The sequence below is a fragment of the Alistipes senegalensis JC50 genome, from assembly GCF_025145645.1.
GTDB classification, from domain to species: Bacteria; Bacteroidota; Bacteroidia; order Bacteroidales; family Rikenellaceae; genus Alistipes; species Alistipes senegalensis.
In genome coordinates, this window is record NZ_CP102252.1 from 1,882,771 (window position 1) to 1,903,286 (window position 20,516).

Consider the following 20,516-nt stretch of genomic DNA (forward strand, 5'->3'; position numbering starts at 1 on the left):
TTGTTTCGGATTCGGGGCCGCGGCGGCCCGCAGGGAATCTCCCTGCGGACGCCCGGTCCCGGGTCGGGTTACTGTTTGTAGGCGTAGGTGATGAGGTCCGTGTCGAGGATCTGGCTTCCGGCCATGAAGACCGCGCGCTGGCGGTTCTCCATCTCGTCGGGATTGTACCACATGCGCACTTCGTTGCCGGGCATGTCGGCCGTGTTGACCGCCAGCACGAGGTTGCGGCGGTCGGTGAGCATGCCGAACGACTGGTGGTAGGAGCTTCCCGCGAGGTAGCCGCCCAGACGCAGGTCGATGACCGGGATTCCGTGGTAGGCGAGGTTCCGGCGGCCGTTCACCGTGTCGGTGTAGGCGGCGTCGGCGCCCTTCGAATCGAGGTATTTCTCGTAGAGGTGGCAGAGGTCCGAGGTGACGAAGAACGCCAGCTGCCCGTCGGCCTTGAGGTCCTGGACGCGCAGGTCGGATTTGTTCCACAGCTTGTCGAACAGCTCCACGACGTAGGCCGGGTCGGCGAGCGACGCCTCCTGGTAGGTGAAGTTGTAGATGACCTCGTCGTCAACCTGGGCCTTGATCTGTTTCAGGAATCCGTCGAAGGTGTTGTAGCCCGACGTGGCGGTCGTGTCGCCGATCCACATCGTGGCGCGGATGTTTTCCGCGAGGGCCTGCCTGAAGAGCGTCGTTTCGGCCTGTTCGAGGTCTGTGCCCGAGAGGTCGTCCATGTTGACGTTCGCCATCGCCGTGATCTTTTCGTAGACCATCGAGAAGTAGTCTGCGGCGGAGAATCCCAGTTCGGCTTTCACGCGGCTGAGGTTGACGGTCTTCTCCTTTTTGGTTGCCGGGGCGCCTCCCGTCCAGCCTGCGGAGGTGAATTTCTGGAGGATGTTGCGCTGTCCGTCCCAGAGCTGGATGTGCGTGGGCTGGGGCATGTTGTAGAGTACGCGCACGCCGAGCTCCTGGGCCGACGGTCCGGTCAGCATCGGGCGGAAGAAGATGTTTTCGAGATCGGTTCCGGTGTACTGTTTCGAATTTTCGAGATAGGTCATGGTGATTGTTGTTTTTGGATGTTTGTTTGATTGGGGTTGTTGGGTTTTGCCTGACCTTACTTTTGGTAAGGGCAATTTTTAATTGCGGTTCCGCTGTTATCCGCGGAATCGCCTTGCGTCTTCGGCATAGGCGCGTTCGTTTGCCGAGCGGACCGTGTCGCCGTACGAGGGGTCTTCGCGGGGTTGCGTGACGGTGGCTCCGAAGCGTTGGCGGGTTTCGTCCGACACGACGGCCGAGCGCCGTTGCAGGGCCCGCACCTCTTCGCCGGAGTGCAGCACGCTGCGGTCGGCGGGTTCTTCCTCTCCGGGCCGCAGGCCGATGCCGGCGAGCAGACGCTCCCAGCCCCGGGCGATGTCCCGGGCCAGCGACGACGACCGTCCGGCTGTTTCGACCACTTTGTCGGCGAGCCCCGCCGCAACGGCCTCTTCGGGCGACAGCCAGCGCCCGTTGCCGTTGTTCTCGGCCATCAGGGCCTCGAACTCCTCGGCCGGGCGTCCCGAACGGGCGGCGTAGACCGCGGCGATGCGGGCGTCGGTCTGGTGCAGCAGATCGAGCTTTCCGGCGATCTCCGCGGCGTTTCCCTCGGTCGCACAGACCGCCGTGTGAATCAGATAGAGGGCGTTCGCCGAGATTTCGCGGCACCCTTCCGAGGCCGCTTGCGCGATGATCGTCGCGGCCGAGGCCGTGTAGCCGTAGCAGCGGGTGGTGATGCGTGCCGGCAGTTGCCGCAGGGCGTCGTGGATCAGCAGGGCGTCGTTCACGTCGCCGCCCGTCGAGCGGATGTTGACCACCACTTCCGGGGCTTCGATCCCGGCGATGCGTTGCAGGGCCTTGCTGAAACGCTCGTAGGTCGCCACCCGGGCTTCGGGGTCGTCGAACTGCCACTCCTCGGGGATGCCGATGGTTCCTTCGATGTCGATCCGGCAGACTTCGGCTGAATTGTTGATTTGGATTTCCGATTTCATGGTTTGTTTTTGTAATTGGTGTAAAATGCGTTGCGCGCCTTTTCATAGGAGCAGCAGTATTTTCCGGCCGCCGCTTCCAGCGCTTCGCAGCGGGGCACTCCCTCCCGTTCGAGCCGCCGCACCTCGTCGCGGATGGCCTGTCGTTCGCACTCCCGGCGGCTGATGAGCCCCATTTCGAACAGCCGCCGCACGGCCTCCGCGGTTCCCAGTCCCCTGACCTCGCGGAGCGCCGTTTCGGCCAGCATTTCGTCGTGCCGCGTCATCGTCAGTCCTCCGTCAGCCGGTCGAACGTGCAGCGCACCGAGGCTTTTTCGGGGTCGTAGTCGCCCACGGCGCAGAGTGCGGCCCTCACCACGCCCGCTCCGGTGTCGATGCGGAAGACCGAGCGGATCTCCGGGGCTCCCGTGCCGGGCGTGAAGAGCGCTTCGAACTCGTGGGGCGCGAGCCGCAGCGAGAGGGTGATACGTTCGCGGGCGGCTTCCCGGCGCACCTGGCGGTCGTAGTAGCGGTGCAGTCCCGCCTGCCCGTCGCGGTCCTCGAAACAGAGCGTGAACCCCTCGTCTCCCGCGAGGTGGAACGCCGCCAGCGGATATTCGGCCTGCCCCGAAGGATATCCCCAGCGTTCGCCCGCGGGCAGCGGACGCATCCCGGCGTAGCGGACGATCCGGGGCGTGAAGTTGGTGCCGTCCTCCTCCGCATCGTCGCGGTCTCCGACCCGGAGGATCAGCGCCGACGGGGCGTTGAGGTAGTGCCCCGCCGAGTTGAGCGAGGGAGCGAACAGCGGGTTGCGCACCGTCTTTTCGCCCTGCAATGCGGCATACGATCCGGTTTCGAAGCTCCACGACCCCAGCGGCGACTCCTCTCCGGCGTCGAAGCGCGTCACGGCTCCGTCACCGTCCTGATAGCGCCATGTCCGTACCTCGTGGATTTCCGGGGCGATCTCCCGCCGTTCGACCGACTGCGAAAAATCCGTCCTGCGGCTCCAGTCCGCCTCGGGACCCGCTCCGAAGAACTCCCCTTCGGGTTCGATCCACACCGTCCGGGTCGCTTCCTCGGTGTAGAACCGCAGGTTGAAGAGATGCGCCAGCGCTTCGAGCAGCTCCGCCTGCCGGATGCGGTGCTGCGCCACGTCGGCGAAGGCGATCCGCGACCCGAATCCGGGGCCCGACAGGAACCGGGGGCGCAGCGCGCATTCCTTGTGCAGCGTCAGCTTCATCCCCTCCTCGGCTCCCGCGAAGTAGATCTGGTTGAAGTACTTGGGCGACTGCGGCGAGACGCTCTCGGCGACCGTGCGGAGCCGCACCTCGACGGTCGTTTCGCCCGTCTCGCCGACATACCCGTTGTAGAGCGCCCAGTCCCCGGTGTAGGGCACCCATTGCGAGCCGCTGCGGACCATCAGCGTCGGTTGGGCTACGGTTCCCGATGCCGGGGTCGTGACCTGCGCCGAGCGGGCCGCGAAATCGGTCCACACCGTGTCCGCCGTGCCGTTGCGGACATAGACGAGGCGGTATTGCGCCCCTGCGGCGTGATCGAAGACCAGCGCACGGTAGGTGAAGTTCGGGGCGATCGCGTCGCGCAGGTCCTTGTAACGGTTGGCCAGTTCGAAGCGGAATTCCGATCCCGGCCCGAGATATACCGTGTCGAATCCTTTGAGCCGCGTGCGGGAGACGATGCGGTGCGCGGTGGTGTATTTCAGGCGGTATTCGAATCCGACGCTGATCTCCGCGGGCGGCGTGAAGACGATCTTTCCGTTCTCCGTCGAGAAACAGTTGCCGTTGTTGTAGAGTCCGCTGACTGCCTCGCCGTCCGCATCGACGCTCTGCGGCGTGGCCGTTTCGACGATGTTTCCCACCGTGTTGGCTATCGCCTTGGGATTGGCCGCGACCCGTCCCAGTTCGTTGGCCGTCGCCGTCGCCGGGGCCAGCCTCCGGGCCGCGAATCCCATGCGGTTGGCCGCCGCCGTGGTGTTGCGCGAGGAGTAGGCTCCGCTCATGTAGAGCGAGCGGAAGAACTCCGATTCCAGAAAGCGGCTCTTCACTCCGTAGCCCGCTTCGGTGAAGATTTGCCCGACGAGCGTGGCGATGTGCAGAAAGGGGTGGTAGTCCTCCACCGAAAGGAGCCGTTCGGCCGGAAGCAGGTCCTGCGAGCCGTTCTGTTGTTCGTATTCGTCGCGGTGGACGGGGAAGAACTTCACGGGCGACGCATCCGTCCAGCTTTCGAAGATCGTCGTCGGCGTCAGTTCTCCCTGCCACGCCACGCCCAGCCGGGAGAACATCCTGCGGGCGGCGTTTTCGGCCCATCCGGTACCGCCGTCGCGGATTTCGAGCGTGTAGCCCGCCTCCGACGAGGCCAGCAGGCGCACCGTTCCGCCGATCAGCACCGCTCCCTCCGCCGTCAGTTCCGCCGTGTGGAGCGCATCATTGAACCGCCCGGCGGCATGGGGGTCCCCGGCGAAGGCCGTCACGGCATCGTTTCGGGGCGTCGCCGGGATCGTGATTTTCAGCGACCTCCCCTCGCGGCAGGTCTCCGGCCCGGCCAGCTTCGACGCATCGTAACCGGGTACGGCGATGCTTTTCGTGCCCAGATCGCAGGGCTGTCCGTCGATTCTCAGTTCCATGACGTGCGGGTTTTGCGTTTGGGACGAACGGCGATTTCCAGACAGCTCAGCGTGCCGTGACGCTGTACGACGGCTTCATCGGAGGCAATATCCACCGGGGTGTACATGTCGCCCCGGGCGATCCAGACCTCCGGGGCCGATGTCAGTTCCGCAAGGGCTTCCAGCACCTGCCGTCCTTCGTAGGCCGACACGAGTACCGTCTCGCGGTCCGTCTCCGCCGTCGCCGCTGTGCGTCCGTCGGGACCGTACGCCTGCTGCCGGACGCTCCGGACGACCTCCGTTTGCAGGACGGGGAAGGAGTAGTGTTCGATCGACCCTGCACGGCTGCGCCAGGCGAGCCGCACGGCCTCCTGCCGGGCCGGGATCACGGTGTAAACCACCGTGCCGCAGGCTCCGGCATCGACCGTCAGCGTCTCCGCATCCGGGAAGTCGCGCAGGTCGAGGCGGAAGATGTGCAGCCCGGCTTCCGCCGCACGGTAACTCTCTGCGGCGGCGGTGTCCCCGGCCATCGCGGTCACCGTCACGGTGCAAGGGCCGTCGGTCAGCAGCGTCAGTTCGTCGCACGCTCCCTCGGGGATCAGACGCCGGAGGGGCATCGAGGTCAGCAGGCAGGGTGCTTCGGCGGCTTCGGCGCCGGGCCGGAACGTGCGCGCCGGGGAGACGGCTTCGACGGCTCCGCCCGTCGCCGCTGCTTCGACGTGGACCGTGACCGTCCGGCCCGCCGCGGGGTGAAATCCCGTGCCGCCCGTCGCTGGGACGAACTGCACGCGGCGGCGCAGATAGGGTGCGATGTCGAATCCGGCCTCCGTCACCGCCGCGAACCGCTTCGCGCCCAGCAGGGCGCTTCCGTCGCCGGTCTGTCCAGCCGTGCCGGCTTCGTTTGCACCGCCGGGCGAGACGGCTGCGCCGATTCCCTCTGCGGGCCCGGCCGCCGCATCGACGATGCGGATGTCGATGTTTCCGGCCGCCTCCTGACTGACGGCATAGCGGAGTTCCCCGCCTAAGGGGGCGTACTGTTGCGGAATTCGTGTAAATAGCATAATGGATGTTTAAGAAAGATGACTGTATTCGGTTCGCCGCAGAACGCGGCGCAATGCGGCATGCGGATGCTTTCGGTGCTTTCGGCGCCACAGGCACAGAGGCGGCCGGGTTGTTGACAAAACGGTTGAAAACTTGTCGATAAACGGGGATAACAATTCACAAAATGCGGAAACAGAAGCGTTTCCCGATGTCGATAACTTTGCCGTCCTTGCCGTCCGGTTGTGAATCGTTCGGCAAATATACGACAGCCGATACCCCCTTGTCAAGACCCCGATGCACTTTTTCTAAATTTTATGGAAAAACTTCGGGATTTTGTCGTACCTTTGTTTCGCGAACCAACAGTTTTACATCGTATGGATGATGGTCATAGTTCCACGTATAGCCGTCGTGTCGTGCCTCAGTACGACCCCATTCATCTATGGTATCCAGCGCGAGGGTAACTTCCGCGCCGAATTGCTGTTGTCCGATCCCGAAGAGTCGATCCGCATTTTTTCCGACCGTAAAGCCGACATCGCCCTGGTGCCTGCCGCCGCCGTGCCCTCGTTGGAGGATGCGCGCATCGTCACCGAATACTGCGTCGGCGGGGTCCCTGCCGCGAAGGAGGCGTTGCTTGCCGACGACGATCCTTTCGTGGCGGCGTGGAAGCCTTTCGGGAAACTCCCCTGCGCCTTCGCCCTCTGGGTGGCGCACGGCGACGTGGAGCCCGAGACGGTCGAGGCTTTGCAGCATGCGCTGACCTTCGGTCTCGAACACGGTTACGAGGCGGTTCTCGATTCGGCTTTTTCGGCCGATCCGGGGCTTGCTTACGCGGGTCTCGCCCATTTCGACTACATTTTCGACAATCAGAAAGACAAGGCGCTCAAAAAGTGCTGGGATTCGGGGCTCAAGGTGGCTCCGCGAGCCAATCCCGGCTGAAGAGCTTAGCGGACGGACTTCCGCCTCTCTGCACGTAAACGGATTCACGAACATTAAGAGAGCGTCTTATGATTACAATTTACCTCAAACAATACAACAAGATCATCCGGAACGCCGATACCAAGCTCTTCGACGAGTTGGGTTACGACGACATCCTGTGGATCGACATGCTGCTGCCCACGATCAAGGAGCAGAAAGCCGTCGAGAACTTCATGGAGATCAGCCTTCAGACCAAACAGCAGGTCGAGGAGATCGAATCGACATCGAAATACTCCGAGAACGAGAACGCCATCATCTCCAATTCGAACTTCTTCGTTCCCACGGGCGATTCGTTCATCGTCGAGCCGGTGTCGTTCATCATTTCGAACGAGGGCGTGCTCGTTTCGGTGCGCAACGCCGAGTTCCGGACCTTCCGCGAAACGGAAAAGCGGCTCCAGATGAACTACCGCAGTTATTCGACGGGCTACCACCTCTTCATTTCGTTGTTGGAGGTGCGCATCGACTTCGATGCCGACCTCGTGGAGTTGATCGCCAAGCAGGTCGCGGCGTTGTCGAAGGACATCAACTCCGAGGATTCGATCGACAAGGAGGTGTTGCACCGCATCAGCGCCTTGCAGGAGTCTACGATGTCGTTGCGCGAGAACATCTTTGACCGCCAGCGCGTATTGTCGGGCATCCTGCGTTCGGAGCGCTTCCCGAACGACATCTACCCGCGCTTGCAGCTGATGATCAAGGATGTCAATTCGCTGATCAACCACGCTGATTTCAGCTTCCAGCGACTCGATTATATCCAGGACGCTGCGTTGGGTCTCATCAACATCGAGCAGAACGAGATCGTGAAGATCTTCTCCGTGGCGGCCGTGATCTTCATGCCCGCGACGCTCATCGCCTCGATCTACGGCATGAACTTCAAGTTCATGCCCGAGCTGGATTGGATGCTGAAGCTCGGCAACGGTTGGAACATCCCTCTGGGCTACATCTTCGCCATCGGCATGATGATCTTCTGTTCGGCCCTGACGATCTGGTACTTCAAGTACAAAAAATGGCTCTGACCTCCCCGCCTGAGAGGCGGTTTTCAGCGTAGGTTCGGGAGCGCAGAACCGGCTGGTCAGCGAGCCAGCCGGCTTTCGCCCGTAAACCGGGCTTTTTAAGCCCGTGCTTTTGGTACTTTTGGCATCAAAAGTACAGTCCTCTTTTTCTCTTCTTTCAAAGAAAGAAGAGCTTTTCCCGGTAAATTTCGTATATTTGCAAGCTATAAACATTCGTCATGCTCGAAAAACTGGCCAAACAAACCGCCGTCTACGGTATCAGTACCATTGTGGTAAGGTTCCTGAGCTACCTGCTCACGCCTTACTACACCCGTATTTTCGGGCAGGAGACCTACGGCATCGTGACGGATGTCTATGCCCTCATTCCGCTGGCGCTCACCCTTTTGACGATGGGTATGGAGTCCAGTTACTTCCGTTTTTCAGCCAAGGCCGAGGAGGCGGGCGGGGAGGTGAAGGCCGCCAAGCGGCGGCTTTTCGCCACCACATGGGGCATCACATCGCTCGCCGCCGCGGTCTTTTTCCTCGCAATGGCCTTTTTCCGCAACGGCATCGCTCGCGTCATGGGCGAGGCGTATGTGTCGCATCCGGAGTATGTCGTCTGCGTCGGGTTGATCATCCTTTTCGACGTTTGGGCCTGCATTCCCTTCTCGCGGTTGCGCGAACAGGGCCGGGCCATGACTTTCGTGGGGTTGAAAGCGCTCAACGTGGCCTTGAACGTGGCTTTGGCTTTCGGATTCGGCGCCGCGGGGCTTTTCGCCTCGGAGTTCGGCGTGGGGTGGGTCTTCGTCGCTAACCTCGCCGCCAGCGTCGTGACGTGGCTGGCGATTCTGACCACCGTCGATCGCACGGTCCCGAAGATCGACTGGGTACTTTTGGCCGCTGTTTTCGCTTATTCGCTGCCGTTGCTGGTGGGCGGATTGGCCGGTACGGCCAACGAGTTCATCGACCGCCAGTTGATCAAATACCTCGTTCCCGAGGGGGCTATGGCGCAGTTGGGCGTCTACGGCGCTATCACGAAGATCGCCGTGGTGATGATGCTCTTCTACCAGATGTACCGCCTCGCCGCCGAGCCGTTCTTCCTCTCGAACTTCAAAAAGTCGGATTTCGTGCAGATGAACGCCGCGGCGTTGAAATATTACGTCATGGCTTCGATGTTGATCTTCCTCGGCATCGCGCTCTTCCGCGACCTCTTCGCGTTGATCGTCGGGCGGGATTTCCGCGAGGGCATCTTCATCCTGCCGGTGGTGCTGGGGGCGAATGTCCTCACGGGCGTCTGGCTCAACCTCTCGTTCTGGTACAAACGGGAGGAGCGCACCTCGCTGGCCATCGTGGTCACGGGTTCGGGACTCGTCGCCATGCTCGCTTTCGGATTGTGGCTCATTCCGTTGTGGGGTTATTACGGGGCTGCTTGGGCACGTCTGGCGAGCGAATCGGCGATGGTCGCCGTCAGTTGGTGGCTCAACCGCCGTTATTATCCGACGCCCTACGACTGGCGCCGCATCGGCGAGTATGTCGCCGCGGCGCTCGCCGTTTTCGCTGCTTGCGAGGCCGTAACCTCCTGCACGGGCAATATGTTCGTAAGCTATGCGTTTAATATAGTGCTCTTTGCGTTGTACGCCGCCTACCTCGTCCGCCGCGAGCGGATCGACTTGGGGGCCATGCTCCGCTCGGTGCTGAAAAAGAAGAAATAAGATGCGATTTGCGGACATCATAGGACAGGACGATCTGAAACGACATCTCGCACAGTCGGTCGATGCCGGCCGTGTGAGCCATGCCCAGCTCTTCACGGGGTTGTCCGGTTCCGGGGCGCTGGCGTTGGCCGTGGCCTATGTGCAGTACCTCTGCTGCCGTCACCGCCGCGACGGCGACTCGTGCGGCGAGTGTCCCGACTGCAAACAGATCGCATCGCTGGCGCATCCCGACCTGCATCTGGTCTTTCCCGTGAACAAACAGGGCAAGAAGTCCGGCGAGGTGATGCGGAGCGACGAGTTCCTGCCCCTGTTCCGCACGTTGTTCGACGAACGGGGCGGCTATGTTTCGCCGCAGGACTGGTACGACCGGCTCGACCTGGGCAAGACGCTCAAAGGCATGATCGCGGCCCGCGAGGCCGACGAGATCATCCGCAAACTCTCGTTCAAGAGCTTCGAGGCCGATTATAAGACGATGCTCATCTGGCTTCCGGAGGCGATGAACGAGGAGGCTGCCAACAAGATCCTCAAAATCCTCGAAGAGCCTTGGGAGCGGACGCTTTTCATTCTGGTTTCCGAGCAGCCCGACCGGTTGCTGCCGACGATCATTTCGCGGACGCAGGAGGTTGCCGTGCCGCGCATCGCTCCCGACGTGTTGGCGCGGGTCGCTGCGGAGAGGGGCGTTTCCGACCCGTTGCAGGCCCGCAACATGGCGCGTCTGGCCGGCGGCGACCTCTTGGAGCTGAATCACCTGGTCGCGGGCGAGAGCGATGCGCTGCGGAAAGAGAATTTCGACCTTTTCTGCGGCCTGATGCGTTTGAGCTACAACGACAAACACCTCGAACTGGTCTCCTGGGCCGAGGATGCGGCGCAGCTTTCGCGCGAGCAGCAGCGGGCTTTCCTGCGCGATGCGGCACGGCTTCTGCGCGAGAGTTACATGCTCCATGCGGGCATCCGCGAAATCAGTTACCTTTGGGGCGAGGAGTTGGCCTTCTGTTCGAAATTCGCCCCTTTCGTCGGTTCGCAGAACATCGAGCCGTTGATCGCCGAGATCGAGAGCGCCTCCGCGCAGATCGCGCAGAACGGCAACCCGACGATCGTTTTCACCCATTTTGCCCTCTCGGTGAGCAAGATGATAAAACATTTGTGAGTTATGGCACGTGTGGCACTTCTTTTAGGCGGAAACCAGGGCGACGTGAAGCGCACCCTGCAAACGGCACAGCAGTTGATAAACTCCCGCGTGGGGGCTGTCCTGCGTTGTTCGCACCGTTACGAGAGCGAGCCGTGGGGATTCCCGGCCGCGCAGCGTTTTTCGAATCAGGCGCTGGAGGTCTCGACCGATCTTTCGCCGCTCGAAGTGCTCGACGCCTGCCAGGGGATCGAGCGCGAATTGGGCCGCAACCGCGCCGCCGAGGCGATCGAGAAGGCTTCGTCGGGCGCCGCCTATTCGTCGCGTCCGATCGACATCGACATCATCTTCTACGGCGACGAGGTGATCGACGACGAGCGCCTGACGGTTCCCCACCCGCTGCTCGCCGAACGGGAGTTCGCATTGCAGCCGCTCGCGGAGATCATGCGCCGGCACCGTCATCCCGTCACGGGAGTCACCGTCGGGGAGATGCTCGATGCGCTGCGTAACCGATAAACAGAAGATGAACGTGAGACGAACGATACTCTTTCTCGCCGCCGCGGCGCTCTTGACGGGGTGCTTCAAGGACGTGTCAACCACGACGAATTACGTGATCAAGCCCCTCGTGCAGGACTTGTCGGGCGATCCGTACCTGGCGCTCGACGGGGTGAAAGCCTACGCTTTCGACGCCGACACGACTCTTTATACCGTCGCGTCCTACGCGGATGCGTTGGAGGGCGTCGCCAGCCTGAAAGGCAACCCTTCGGAACGCCTTTCGCCCTTCGTCACGGCCGGGCCCTACGAGCGCGAAGGAACTTCCGGATGGGTCCAGATGTCGATGTCGAACGCTACGCAAATGGTCTTGGCCGTCGATACGGAGCATCGAATCTACGCCTACACCCAGCAGGAACTGACCGAAAACCTCCCGACCCTGTACGTGACGCTGCCTTTCAAGCCGTGGAAGGAGGGTTTTTCCTACAAGGACGGCAGTTGGAGCTATTACAACGAATTCTATACGCCTCCCACCTACCTCGACTGCTTCATTGATCCCGCTGTCCAGAGCGAGGAGGGCGGTGCCGCGGAGGAGATTTCGAATTTGAAAGCCTATGCCTTCGCCGCCGACACCGCGGCGTGGTACATCGCCTCCTACGACGATGCCGTTGCGGGCAAGATCACTTCGAAGGACGACGATTCGTTCACGCGCTCCAATCCCAACTTCACGGCTTACAAGGAGGAGGGTTCGTCGCTCTATAAGATGCAGGTTTCGACCGGGACGCTGATGGTGGTCGTGGTCGATCGCGTCGATCGGCTCTATGCCTACACGAAGAAGGAGGTCGATCTCGAAGGGGCTCCGCCGACCTTCTCCGTCCTCTTCCGGCCGTGGGTGCAGCAGTGGATCGACACGGAGGAGCCCGACGGTTGGATCGTCGTCAATCCGGCGCTCGACCCCGACCCCGACAAGGATTCGCAAACGCAAACACAACCACGCCGCCGATGAATACGCCGCGACATACCCTTTACCTGCTGCGCCTTGCGGTGGCGCTGCTCTTCGTGTCGGCCTTTCTGAGCCGTTGCGCGAGCATGATGACCCCTACCGGCGGTCCCCGCGACTCGCTTCCGCCCGTCATCGTGAACATGACGCCCGACAACAATTCGGTCAACCGGCCTCTCGTCGGCCACGAGAAGATCTACATCGAGTTCGACGAGTTCGTGCAGCTCAAGGACCAGCAGAAGGAGTTCTTCACCTCTCCGGCCATGAAGAAGAAACCCACGGTCACCCTGCGCGGCCGGGGCATCGTGATCCAGTTGCGCGACACGCTGGCTCCGAACACGACCTATTCGCTCAACTTCGGCAGCGCCATCCGCGACAACAACGAGGGCAACCCGCTCTATTCGATGCGCTACGTCTTTTCGACGGGTCCCGAGATCGACTCGATGCTCCTCACGGGTTATACGGCCGACAGTTACAAGGCCGATTCTGTGTCGAAGACCTTCATCTGGTTCTTCCCGGCCGATTCGGTCGGGAACGTCGCCGAATACGACTCCACGGTGTTCAAGTACAAGCCTGCGTCGATCGCCCGCGCCGAGAACAACGGCATCTTCATCGCCCAGAACCTCAAGCCGATCCCCTACCGGGTCTACGCCGTCCAGGACAAGAACGACAACCAGATGTACGATCCGGGCAGCGACCAGGTGGGCTTCCTCGAAAAGACCTACAACCCGGCCGAGATGCCCGATTTCGCCATGTGGTACGATTCGATCCGCCAGTACGTGACTGCCGAGCCGCAGCTCTATTTCCGGATGTTCACCGACAAGGCGTTCCGCCGGCAGATGCTTTCGGAGTCCGAGCGGCCCCAGCAGCACAAGGCGATGCTCTATTTCGCGTCGGCGCACCCGAAGATCACCGCCCTGCGTTTCGACAGCATCTCCGCCGACCGGGTCATCTTCGATCCCCAGACCGTGGGCCGCGATACGATCGCCCTGTGGTTCAACGTCCCCTCGGCCGACCTTCCCGATACGATCAAGGGTGAGATCACCTATTTCAAGCACGATACGGTCAACCGCTTGCAGGAGGTCACCGAGCCGTTGAAACTCGCCTGGCGGCTGATCGAGACCAAGGAGCAGGAGCGCGAGCGCGAGAAGCTCGAACGCGACCGCCGCAAGGCCGAGGCCGCCGGCGAGGAGTGGGTCGAGCCCAAAAAACCGAATCCCTTCGCCGTCAAACTCCCCACTTCCGGCGACATCAACCCCGAGAACCACCTCACCGCGGAGTTCGATTACCCGTTGGTGTCGGTCGATTCGTCGCGCCTGTTGTTGACGCGCCTGCTCGAAGACAATTCGGTCGAGGACGTTCCCGTGCATATGGTGCGCGATACGGGACAGTTGCGCAAATGGTACATCCGCGCTCCGTGGAAGACGGCCGGACAATATATGCTGACCATCCCCGCGGGGGCCATCACCGACGTTGCGGGCCTTTCCAACGACTCGATCGTCGGCAAATACACGGTCCTCGACCCCGAGAAGTTCGCCACGGTGAAGATCCACGTCAACGGTCGTGACGACGGCACGAAATACATCGTCCAGCTGCTCGACGGCAACAACGCCCTCAAGCAGGAGCGGCGCGACGTGACGACGGGCGACATCCAGTTCAATTACGTTCCGGCCGGCGAGATCAAGTTCCGCATCATCGAGGACCGGAACGGCAACGGCAAGTGGGACACGGGCAACCTGGTCGAGCGGCGCCAGCCCGAGCGGGCTGAGATCTATGCCAACGACGAGGGCGAGGACACCTTCGCCACCAAGACCAACTGGGAGATCGAGTTCACGATGGACATGAACCGCATCTTCGCGCCGGTCACGATGCAGTCTCTTTCGCGCCTGCTGGACGAGCGCGAGGCCCAGCGCCTGCGCCGCGAGGAGGAGAAACGGCTCAAAGAGGGCCCGAAAAAGAACCGTCAGGAGCAGGAGCGCCAGCAGCAGAACAGCAATTTCAACGCTGCGGGCGGCATGTTCAATAATTTCAGGTAGGATGACGATGAAACGACATATCATTGCCGGGCTCCTCGCCTTCGCCGCTCTCGCCGCGTGGCAGGGCGCCTCGGCGCAGCATACGCTCGGCTTCACGGTGGGCTACGGCATGGGCAACGGCCGCTTCCAGCCCCAGCAGGAGATGCGGGCGATGTGGGGCATGTACAGCGGCGGCCTTTCGTGGCGTTACTACGGCACGCAGCGCTTCGTGGGCGGCTTCGGCGTCGATCTCGAATTTCTCCAGCAGGGCTTTTCGTTCGCGCCCAACGCCTCGCTGGTCGAGGAGAAGAAGGATTATCTCTACTATTCGCGGCATGTCAATTCGATTGTGCTGCCGGTCGTCTGGCAGCCCCATGTCTACATGTTCCGCAACCGCATGCGCGTCTACCTCGAGGCCGCCGCGACCTTCTCCTATAACTTCTCTTCGACTTACGAGAACGAGCAGGCGCGGGCCAACGGGGCTTCCGACTGGAAGGGAACCTACGATTTCAAGCTCCCGCGCGACAACCGCTGGGGTTACGGGCTGGCCGGGGGCGGCGGCATCGCCTTCCTGATCCGCCGTTTCGAACTGAATTTCCGCGTGCGTTACTATTTCGGTTATTCGGACATCGTCCGCAACCGCAACAAATATTCGGACAATGTCGGCGACGGGTCGGAAAACCCCTTCTGGGCCACGCCGCTGCGTTCTCCGCTCGACAACCTCACGATCTCCGTGGGGCTCAACTACCGCTTCAACAAACAGGGCTTCGAGACCTGGAAACCGAGACCCAAGAGGGAGAAGAACCGCGAGGTCTTCAAATATGGGTTGTAAAAACAGCAGATTATGGAAACCACCCGTCAGCAGAAAATCGCCAAACAGATTCAGAAGGACGCCGCCGACATCTTCCAGAAGGAGGGTGCGCAGATCGTCCGCGGTGCGCTCGTCACGGTCACGGCCGTGCGTGTTTCGCCCGATTTCAGCTACGCCAAGATCTACGTCAGCATCTTCCCCTTCGAGCAGAGCGGGGAGGTGATGCAGCGCCTCGAACACCAGAATTGGTTCATCCGCCGGGCCTTGGGCCAGCGGTTGCGCAACCAGTTGAAAAACGTCCCCGAAATCCAGTTCTTCCTCGACGATTCCCTGGAATACATCGAGAATATCGACAAAGCGTTGAAGAACGAATAACCGGACCATGCTGCCGCAGCTCTTCGCCCGCCGCTACCTCTTCTCGTCCCAATCCCGGTCGGTCGTCAACCTGATCGCGGGACTGAGCGTCGCGGCCGTTGCGATGCCCGTCGCGGCGATGATCATCCTGCTGTCGGTCTTCAACGGCTTCGAGTCGTTGGTGAAGTCGATGTATTCGGCTTTCGACGCCGACCTGACCGTCACTCCGCGGCAGGGGCAGACTTTCGCACAGGGGGAGATCGACTCCGCGGCGCTTCGGCGCATCCCGGGCGTCGGGGCGTTGTCGTTCACGCTCGAACAGAGCGCCCTGCTCGAACACGGGGGGCGTCAGGCCACCGCCACGGTGCGGGGCGTCGATGACGCCTATGCCGAGGTGTTCGCCTTGGGCGACGCTGTGTCGGCCGGGGAGTGGCGGGTGCGTCTGGGCGATCTGGAACGGCTGGTCATCGGACAGTCTATGGCGTGGATGTTGGGTATCCGGTCGCTGGCCGACGCCGATGTCACGCTCTACGCCGTGCGCCGGGGTTCGTTCTCGTCGCTGCTGCCGTTGGAGAACTACACGCGCCGCACGGAGCCCGTGGGCGGGGTCTATACGCTCGACCTCGACACCGAGCGCACTTATGTGCTCTCGTCGCTGCGGTTGGCGCAGGAGCTTTTCGGTTACCCGGGCCGCGCTTCGTCGCTGGTCGTGCGCCTCGATCCGGGGGCCGATGCCGCCGGGGTCCGCCGGGCCGTCGCCGAGACTGTGGGCGACGACTTCCGGGTCCGCACGCGCGACGAACTCCGCGCTTCGTTCTACCGCATCATGGCCTACGAGAAGTGGGGCATCTTCTTCATCGCCCTGCTGGTGCTCGTCATCGCCTCGTTCTCGGTGGTGGGGGCGTTGGCCATGCTGATCGTCGAGAAGCGGGGCGACATTGCGACGCTCCGGGCGCTGGGGGCTGACACGGGACTGATACGGGCCGTGTTCCGCTCCGAAGGATTTCTGATATGCGGTCTGGGAGCCGCCGTCGGTGTCGTGCTGGGTGTCGGCGCGAGCCTCGTGCAGCAGCATTTCGGGTTGATCGAGATTCCCGCCGAGACGTTCCTCACGAAGAGTTACCCCGTCGAGTTCCGTTTTGCCGACCTGTTGGCCGTTCTCGCCGCCTTCGCCGCCGTGGCCGTCCTGCTGTCGGGCGTCACGGTGCGCAGTATGTTGAAAAACAACGAATGATATGAAACGATACCTCCGTATAACGGCTTTCGCCCTCTTCGCGGTGCTTTTCGCCGCCTGCGCCCGCCACAAAATCATCCCCGACGACAAGCTGGCGCAGATTTTCCACGATGCGTTCCTCACCAACGCCTATATCGGCAACGGGAATGTCAAAACCGATTCGCTGCGCATCTACGAGCCGATCTTCGCCCGTTACGGTTATACGACCGACGACGTTCACTACACCATCGGCAACTTCTCGAAGCGCAAGAGCGCCCGCCTGGGCGACATCGTCGAGCGCGCCATCGAGATGCTCGAACGCGAAGGCAAGTTTTACAACCGCGAGGTCGCCGTGCTCGACACGATCGACAACGTGGCCCGCCGGACCTTCACCCGGGCGGTCCTCGCCGACTCGCTGATCCGCGTGCGGTCGCTGGCCGACACGGCGCGGTTGAGCTTCTCGCTCGACGTTGAGCCGGGCGACTACCAGCTTTCGCTCAGGTACCTCGTCGATTCGCTCGACCGCAATGACAAGGGGCTCAAGGGCTCCGTCTGGCTCGAACGCCGCGACAGCACCCGCACGGGGGTCTATACCACGACCCTGCGGCGCAACCGCGAGGAGACTTTCTCGCGCCGTTTCACCGTCGATTCGTCGCACCGCCGCCTGCGCATCGACTTCTTGAACTTCACGGGCAAGCCCCAGCGCCCCTCGGTGACGGTCACCGACCTGAAGGTCGAATTCACGCCTCCGACGCGCACGGCGGTCGAAAAGCTCTACGAACAGCAACTCGGTATCCGTATTTTCGCCGATGAATTCTTCCGCGCAGCCCTCCCGGCGGATAGCCTCTAACCTCCTCTGGACCTCCGGGGGCATCGTCCGCAATCCGTTGCTGACGCTCGACTCCGGCGGGCGTGTGGTTGCCGTCGAAACCTGTCCCGAGCCCGACCGCCTCGCCGCCACGGAGTTCTATGCGGGATTGTTGGTCCCCGGCTTTCCGGACGACTTCCGTGCGGCTTTCGAGCGTCTGTGCCGGAGCTCTGCGGCGCCGTTGCCCGAGTTGCTCGCGCAGACCGTGACGCCCGGCGGCGTGTTGGTCGTGATCTCGGGTCTCGACTACGAATCGCTGCGGTTGACACCCCGGTCGCAAATCCGCAGGTTATAATTCCCTTGTCAGATCGGCAGATGCTCTTCGACCGTGTGACGCAGATGTTCGCGGTCGAGATGGGTGTATATTTCGGTCGTCAGAATATTTTCGTGCCCCAGCATCTCCTGCACCTGGCGGATCGAGGCGCCGCCTTCGAGCAGGTGGGTGGCGAACGAGTGGCGGAAGGTGTGGGGACTGATGCGCTTGGTGATCCCGGCCCGGCGGGCGGCCTCCTTGAGGATGGTGAAGATCATCACCCGGGTGAGTTGTTTGCCGCGGTTGTTCAGGAATACGACCTCCTCGCCCGTCCGGGCGCTCCGGCGCTTTTCGAGATAGAGTTGGATGCGGTCGCGCGCCGCGGCGCTGATCGGCACCAGCCGCTGCTTGTCGCCCTTGCCGATCACTCGGATGTACCCTTCGCCGAAAAAGAGGTCCTGCATCCGCAGCGACGTGAGTTCCGAGACACGCAGCCCGCACGAGTAGAGCACTTCGAGCATGGCGCTGTCGCGCAGCCCCTTGGGCGTCGAGGTGTCCACGGCGGCGATGATGCGGTCGATCTCCGGGGTGGTGAGCACGTCGGGGAGCTGGCGTCCGAATTTGGGCGTCAGGACGAATTCCGCCGGCGACGATTCGATCTTGTCGGAGATCATCAGGAAATTGAAAAAACTCTTCACGCCGCTCAGCGCCCTCGCCTGCGAGGTCTTTTCGCGTCCCTTGTCGTAGAGCCACGCCATGTAACGTTCGATCATCGCCTCCTCGACCTTGTGGGGCGCTACGTCCCATTGGCGCAGGATGAAATGGGCGAATTGCCGCAGGTCGCGCATGTACGATTCGACGGTGTTTTTCGAGAGCCGCTTTTCCAGTTTTATATAGGTGCGGTAGCGGCGTCCGGCCTCCTCCCATTTTTTCGTATTTTCTGCCATGTCCGATCCGCTCGATGTCGATAATTTGAGTAACTTTGCTCCGACGAAGGTACGAAAATTTTACATGATTATGGATTACGTTGCACTCAATATTCCGTGTTCCGACGACGAGCAGGCCGGAATCCTGACCGCCGAACTGGCCGACTTTCCGTTCGAGAGTTTCGAGATCGGCGACGGCGTGCTGAAAGCCTATATCCCGCAGGAGCGGTTGGCCGATTGCAAGGAGCAGGTCGATGGTCTGCTGGCGCGCTACGGCGTCGCCGGACGTTATATCTCCATCGAGACGCAGAATTGGAACGCCTTGTGGGAGAGCAATTTTCCGGCCGTCGATGTCGAAGGGCGCCTGCGCATCCGCGCGCCGTTCCACGAGGCGGCTCCCGCCGGCGAGACGGAGGTGATCGTGATGCCCAAGATGTCGTTCGGCACGGGCCACCACGCTACGACGTGGCTGATGTCGCGCGCGGTGCTCGACCTCGGGGTCGCGGGCCGCACGGGGCTCGACATGGGCAGCGGCACGGGCGTGCTGGCGATCGTCGCCGCGAAGTGCGGCGCCGCGCATGTCGATGCCGTGGACATCGACGACTGGGCCGATGAGAACTGCCGCGAGAACGTCGCCGCCAACGGGGTTTCGGAGCGCATTACCCCGATGTTGGGCGATGTCCGCCGCATCGCGGGCCGGAGTTACGATTTCATTCTGGCCAACATCAACCGCAATATCCTCGTGGCCGACATGGCGGCCTATGCCGCGGCCCTGGCCCCGGGCGGCGATCTGGTGATGAGCGGATTTCTGGAACAGGACGTTCCGGCGATCACGGAGGCCGCCGCGAAACTGGGAATGACGGTTGCCGCCACCGCCGACCGCGACGGTTGGATGCTGGTACATGTGAAAAAGGAGTCGTGAAAAGCTACAAAGGCCGCGGCATCGTGCTGCACACGCTCAAGTACGGCGATTCTTCGATGGTCGCCTACCTGTTGACCGACATCGGGGGCCGCCGCAGTTACATGGTGCAGGGGGTCCGCAGCCGCAGCGGGCGGGGTTCGAAGCTGGCGTTGTTCCAGCCGATGTTCCCCGTCGAGTTCGAGGGGTTGGAATCCCCGCGGCAGCAGATGGACCGTTTCAAGGAGGTGCGTGCGGGGTTCGTGCTGCAAAGCCTGCCGTTCGACGTTCGCAAATCCACGATGGCGCTCTTTATGGCCGAAGTTTTGTATCGTCTGGTCCGGGAGAGCGAGCCCAACGAACCGCTTTTCGACTTCGTGTGGGGTTCGGCCGAGGCGTTGGATGCGATGGACGACGGGGTTTCGAATTTCCACCTTTGGTTCCTGGCCAACCTGAGCCGCCTGCTGGGCTACCGTCCGGGCAACGACTATACGCCGGGGGCGTGGTTCGACATCCGCGAAGGATTGTACACCCCCGTGCGGCCCGCACACCCGGGGGTGATGACGCAGGAGTGCGCCGCGCTGCTCGATACGATGCTGCGCTGCGACGTGAGGCGTCTGGGCGAAGTGGCGTTGAACCGCAAACGGCGGTCGGACTTTTTGAGTGCGATGTTGTCCTATTTCGGCTATCATCTCGACGCCATCAGCGCCGTGCAGTCGGCGCGCATACTACGGGAGGTGTTTTAACGTTATTGATAGAGAGAAGATAAAAGGGGAAAACTATGAGAAAGATGTTGCTTGCGGCCGTTGCGCTCGCCGTTGCGGTGGCCGCCTCCGCCCAGGAGCCGAAATTCGATTTCAAACGCGATACGACCCGCACGTCGGGCTTCGCGCTTCCCGATTCGCTGGCGCACATGTCGCCGTGGAAACCCGATTATAAGACGATGGCGCCGGTGAAGACCAAACCCACGGTGTCGATGACTTCGGTGGTGGTGATCCAGAAGGAGAACCTGCCTTCGCGCATCACCGTCATCGACAACAACACCCTGCGTCTGGGGCCGCATTTCACCCTTTCTAACGGACAGGCGTGGAACTGGAGTCCCTATCCCGACGCCTATCTCGACGCGCGTACGCTTTCGTTCCCCATGCCGCGGTAGTGCCGCATCGGGAGCCGTTTAAGGGAGGGGCCGGAGCGATCCGGCCCTTTTTAGGTATTTTCGCGTATTGACCGGCAGC

The 20,516-nt window shown here is 62.0% G+C and carries 21 protein-coding genes; 15 read left to right on the forward strand and 6 right to left on the reverse strand.

Annotation, left to right across the window (positions count from 1 at the left end; genetic code table 11):
- Positions 1-68 precede the first annotated feature (68 nt).
- The 5 genes from NQ519_RS07335 to NQ519_RS07355 all read right to left on the reverse strand — a co-directional run bounded on the left by NQ519_RS07335 (position 69) and on the right by NQ519_RS07355 (position 5,669).
- Entirely contained in the window at positions 69-1,046 is a 978-nt protein-coding gene (locus NQ519_RS07335; RefSeq protein WP_019151816.1) for a hypothetical protein, read from the reverse strand.
- A gap of 96 nt (positions 1,047-1,142) precedes the next feature.
- Complete coding sequence (locus NQ519_RS07340) at positions 1,143-2,012, reverse strand: Clp protease ClpP (protein WP_019151815.1); 870 nt, start codon at positions 2,010-2,012, stop codon at positions 1,143-1,145.
- Entirely contained in the window at positions 2,009-2,275 is a 267-nt protein-coding gene (locus NQ519_RS07345) for a hypothetical protein (RefSeq protein WP_019151814.1), read from the reverse strand. Before NQ519_RS07345 ends, NQ519_RS07340 begins: the two co-directional genes overlap by 4 nt.
- A gap of 2 nt (positions 2,276-2,277) precedes the next feature.
- Complete coding sequence (locus NQ519_RS07350) at positions 2,278-4,629, reverse strand: hypothetical protein (RefSeq protein ID WP_019151813.1); 2,352 nt, start codon at positions 4,627-4,629, stop codon at positions 2,278-2,280.
- The gene (locus NQ519_RS07355; protein ID WP_019151812.1) at positions 4,620-5,669 is read right to left on the reverse strand and encodes a hypothetical protein; all 1,050 of its coding nucleotides are present in this window, start codon (positions 5,667-5,669) and stop codon (positions 4,620-4,622) included. Before NQ519_RS07355 ends, NQ519_RS07350 begins: the two co-directional genes overlap by 10 nt.
- 361 nt (positions 5,670-6,030) lie before the next feature.
- On the opposite strand from NQ519_RS07355, the gene NQ519_RS07360 reads away from it, so the two are divergent.
- The 12 genes from NQ519_RS07360 to NQ519_RS07415 all read left to right on the forward strand — a co-directional run bounded on the left by NQ519_RS07360 (position 6,031) and on the right by NQ519_RS07415 (position 17,499).
- Entirely contained in the window at positions 6,031-6,585 is a 555-nt protein-coding gene (locus tag NQ519_RS07360; RefSeq protein WP_257005817.1) for a type 2 periplasmic-binding domain-containing protein, read from the forward strand.
- A 68-nt stretch (positions 6,586-6,653) separates the two neighbouring features.
- Positions 6,654-7,637, forward strand: coding sequence for a magnesium transporter CorA family protein (locus NQ519_RS07365; protein WP_019151810.1), 984 nt, complete (start codon positions 6,654-6,656; stop codon positions 7,635-7,637).
- Positions 7,638-7,852: 215 nt separating this feature from the next.
- On the forward strand, positions 7,853-9,325 hold the full coding sequence (locus NQ519_RS07370) for a lipopolysaccharide biosynthesis protein (RefSeq protein ID WP_019151809.1): 1,473 nt from the start codon (positions 7,853-7,855) through the stop codon (positions 9,323-9,325).
- Between the two features lies 1 nt (position 9,326).
- Positions 9,327-10,472 (forward strand): DNA polymerase III subunit, encoded by a 1,146-nt coding sequence (locus tag NQ519_RS07375; RefSeq protein ID WP_019151808.1) that lies wholly within the window; start codon positions 9,327-9,329, stop codon positions 10,470-10,472.
- A 3-nt stretch (positions 10,473-10,475) separates the two neighbouring features.
- Positions 10,476-10,967: a 2-amino-4-hydroxy-6-hydroxymethyldihydropteridine diphosphokinase gene (gene folK, locus NQ519_RS07380; protein WP_019151807.1), complete on the forward strand. Its 492-nt coding sequence runs from the start codon at positions 10,476-10,478 to the stop codon at positions 10,965-10,967.
- 7 nt (positions 10,968-10,974) lie between these two features.
- Positions 10,975-11,949 (forward strand): hypothetical protein, encoded by a 975-nt coding sequence (locus tag NQ519_RS07385; RefSeq protein ID WP_026076737.1) that lies wholly within the window; start codon positions 10,975-10,977, stop codon positions 11,947-11,949.
- Positions 11,946-13,979, forward strand: coding sequence for an Ig-like domain-containing domain (locus NQ519_RS07390; protein WP_019151805.1), 2,034 nt, complete (start codon positions 11,946-11,948; stop codon positions 13,977-13,979). Before NQ519_RS07385 ends, NQ519_RS07390 begins: the two co-directional genes overlap by 4 nt.
- A 1-nt stretch (position 13,980) precedes the next feature.
- Positions 13,981-14,790 (forward strand): outer membrane beta-barrel protein, encoded by an 810-nt coding sequence (locus tag NQ519_RS07395; RefSeq protein WP_019151804.1) that lies wholly within the window; start codon positions 13,981-13,983, stop codon positions 14,788-14,790.
- 12 nt (positions 14,791-14,802) lie between these two features.
- On the forward strand, positions 14,803-15,144 hold the full coding sequence (rbfA, locus tag NQ519_RS07400) for a 30S ribosome-binding factor RbfA (protein ID WP_019151803.1): 342 nt from the start codon (positions 14,803-14,805) through the stop codon (positions 15,142-15,144).
- A 7-nt stretch (positions 15,145-15,151) separates the two neighbouring features.
- A complete protein-coding gene (locus tag NQ519_RS07405; RefSeq protein ID WP_019151802.1) occupies positions 15,152-16,357 on the forward strand; it encodes an FtsX-like permease family protein in 1,206 nt (401 codons plus the stop codon).
- 1 nt (position 16,358) lies between these two features.
- Complete coding sequence (locus tag NQ519_RS07410) at positions 16,359-17,186, forward strand: DUF4296 domain-containing protein (RefSeq protein ID WP_019151801.1); 828 nt, start codon at positions 16,359-16,361, stop codon at positions 17,184-17,186.
- Positions 17,146-17,499 carry a hypothetical protein gene (locus tag NQ519_RS07415; protein ID WP_019151800.1) on the forward strand — a complete coding sequence of 118 codons (354 nt, stop codon included), beginning with the start codon at positions 17,146-17,148 and terminating at the stop codon, positions 17,497-17,499. Before NQ519_RS07410 ends, NQ519_RS07415 begins: the two co-directional genes overlap by 41 nt.
- Positions 17,500-17,507: 8 nt before the next feature.
- Here NQ519_RS07415 and xerD read toward each other — a convergent pair whose 3' ends face one another.
- Positions 17,508-18,404: a site-specific tyrosine recombinase XerD gene (gene xerD, locus NQ519_RS07420; RefSeq protein WP_019151799.1), complete on the reverse strand. Its 897-nt coding sequence runs from the start codon at positions 18,402-18,404 to the stop codon at positions 17,508-17,510.
- Positions 18,405-18,474: 70 nt separating this feature from the next.
- Here xerD and prmA point away from each other — a divergent pair, with 70 nt between their 5' ends.
- The 3 genes from prmA to NQ519_RS07435 are packed head-to-tail and all read left to right on the forward strand — an operon-like array spanning position 18,475 to position 20,437.
- On the forward strand, positions 18,475-19,305 hold the full coding sequence (prmA, locus tag NQ519_RS07425; protein WP_019151798.1) for a 50S ribosomal protein L11 methyltransferase: 831 nt from the start codon (positions 18,475-18,477) through the stop codon (positions 19,303-19,305).
- A complete protein-coding gene (gene recO, locus NQ519_RS07430) occupies positions 19,302-20,027 on the forward strand; it encodes a DNA repair protein RecO (RefSeq protein ID WP_019151797.1) in 726 nt (241 codons plus the stop codon). Before prmA ends, recO begins: the two co-directional genes overlap by 4 nt.
- A 35-nt stretch (positions 20,028-20,062) precedes the next feature.
- Complete coding sequence (locus NQ519_RS07435) at positions 20,063-20,437, forward strand: hypothetical protein (RefSeq protein WP_019151796.1); 375 nt, start codon at positions 20,063-20,065, stop codon at positions 20,435-20,437.
- Positions 20,438-20,516 lie beyond the last annotated feature (79 nt).

Bases quoted from the DNA above. Each gene is read 5' to 3' on its own strand.
- NQ519_RS07360 (WP_257005817.1), top strand. From the start codon at position 6,031: ATGGTCATAGTTCCACGTATAGCCGTCGTGTCGTGCCTCAGTACGACC.
- NQ519_RS07355 (WP_019151812.1), bottom strand. From the start codon at position 5,669: ATGCTATTTACACGAATTCCGCAACAGTACGCCCCCTTAGGCGGGGAA.
- NQ519_RS07390 (WP_019151805.1), top strand. From the start codon at position 11,946: ATGAATACGCCGCGACATACCCTTTACCTGCTGCGCCTTGCGGTGGCG.
- NQ519_RS07415 (WP_019151800.1), top strand. From the start codon at position 17,146: ATGAATTCTTCCGCGCAGCCCTCCCGGCGGATAGCCTCTAACCTCCTC.
- xerD (WP_019151799.1), bottom strand. From the start codon at position 18,404: ATGGCAGAAAATACGAAAAAATGGGAGGAGGCCGGACGCCGCTACCGC.
- NQ519_RS07435 (WP_019151796.1), top strand. From the start codon at position 20,063: ATGAGAAAGATGTTGCTTGCGGCCGTTGCGCTCGCCGTTGCGGTGGCC.
- folK (WP_019151807.1), top strand. From the start codon at position 10,476: ATGGCACGTGTGGCACTTCTTTTAGGCGGAAACCAGGGCGACGTGAAG.
- NQ519_RS07375 (WP_019151808.1), top strand. From the start codon at position 9,327: ATGCGATTTGCGGACATCATAGGACAGGACGATCTGAAACGACATCTC.
- NQ519_RS07405 (WP_019151802.1), top strand. From the start codon at position 15,152: ATGCTGCCGCAGCTCTTCGCCCGCCGCTACCTCTTCTCGTCCCAATCC.
- NQ519_RS07410 (WP_019151801.1), top strand. From the start codon at position 16,359: ATGAAACGATACCTCCGTATAACGGCTTTCGCCCTCTTCGCGGTGCTT.
- NQ519_RS07370 (WP_019151809.1), top strand. From the start codon at position 7,853: ATGCTCGAAAAACTGGCCAAACAAACCGCCGTCTACGGTATCAGTACC.
- NQ519_RS07385 (WP_026076737.1), top strand. From the start codon at position 10,975: ATGAACGTGAGACGAACGATACTCTTTCTCGCCGCCGCGGCGCTCTTG.
- rbfA (WP_019151803.1), top strand. From the start codon at position 14,803: ATGGAAACCACCCGTCAGCAGAAAATCGCCAAACAGATTCAGAAGGAC.
- NQ519_RS07340 (WP_019151815.1), bottom strand. From the start codon at position 2,012: ATGAAATCGGAAATCCAAATCAACAATTCAGCCGAAGTCTGCCGGATC.
- NQ519_RS07335 (WP_019151816.1), bottom strand. From the start codon at position 1,046: ATGACCTATCTCGAAAATTCGAAACAGTACACCGGAACCGATCTCGAA.
- NQ519_RS07395 (WP_019151804.1), top strand. From the start codon at position 13,981: ATGACGATGAAACGACATATCATTGCCGGGCTCCTCGCCTTCGCCGCT.
- NQ519_RS07350 (WP_019151813.1), bottom strand. From the start codon at position 4,629: ATGGAACTGAGAATCGACGGACAGCCCTGCGATCTGGGCACGAAAAGC.
- NQ519_RS07345 (WP_019151814.1), bottom strand. From the start codon at position 2,275: ATGACGCGGCACGACGAAATGCTGGCCGAAACGGCGCTCCGCGAGGTC.
- prmA (WP_019151798.1), top strand. From the start codon at position 18,475: ATGGATTACGTTGCACTCAATATTCCGTGTTCCGACGACGAGCAGGCC.
- NQ519_RS07365 (WP_019151810.1), top strand. From the start codon at position 6,654: ATGATTACAATTTACCTCAAACAATACAACAAGATCATCCGGAACGCC.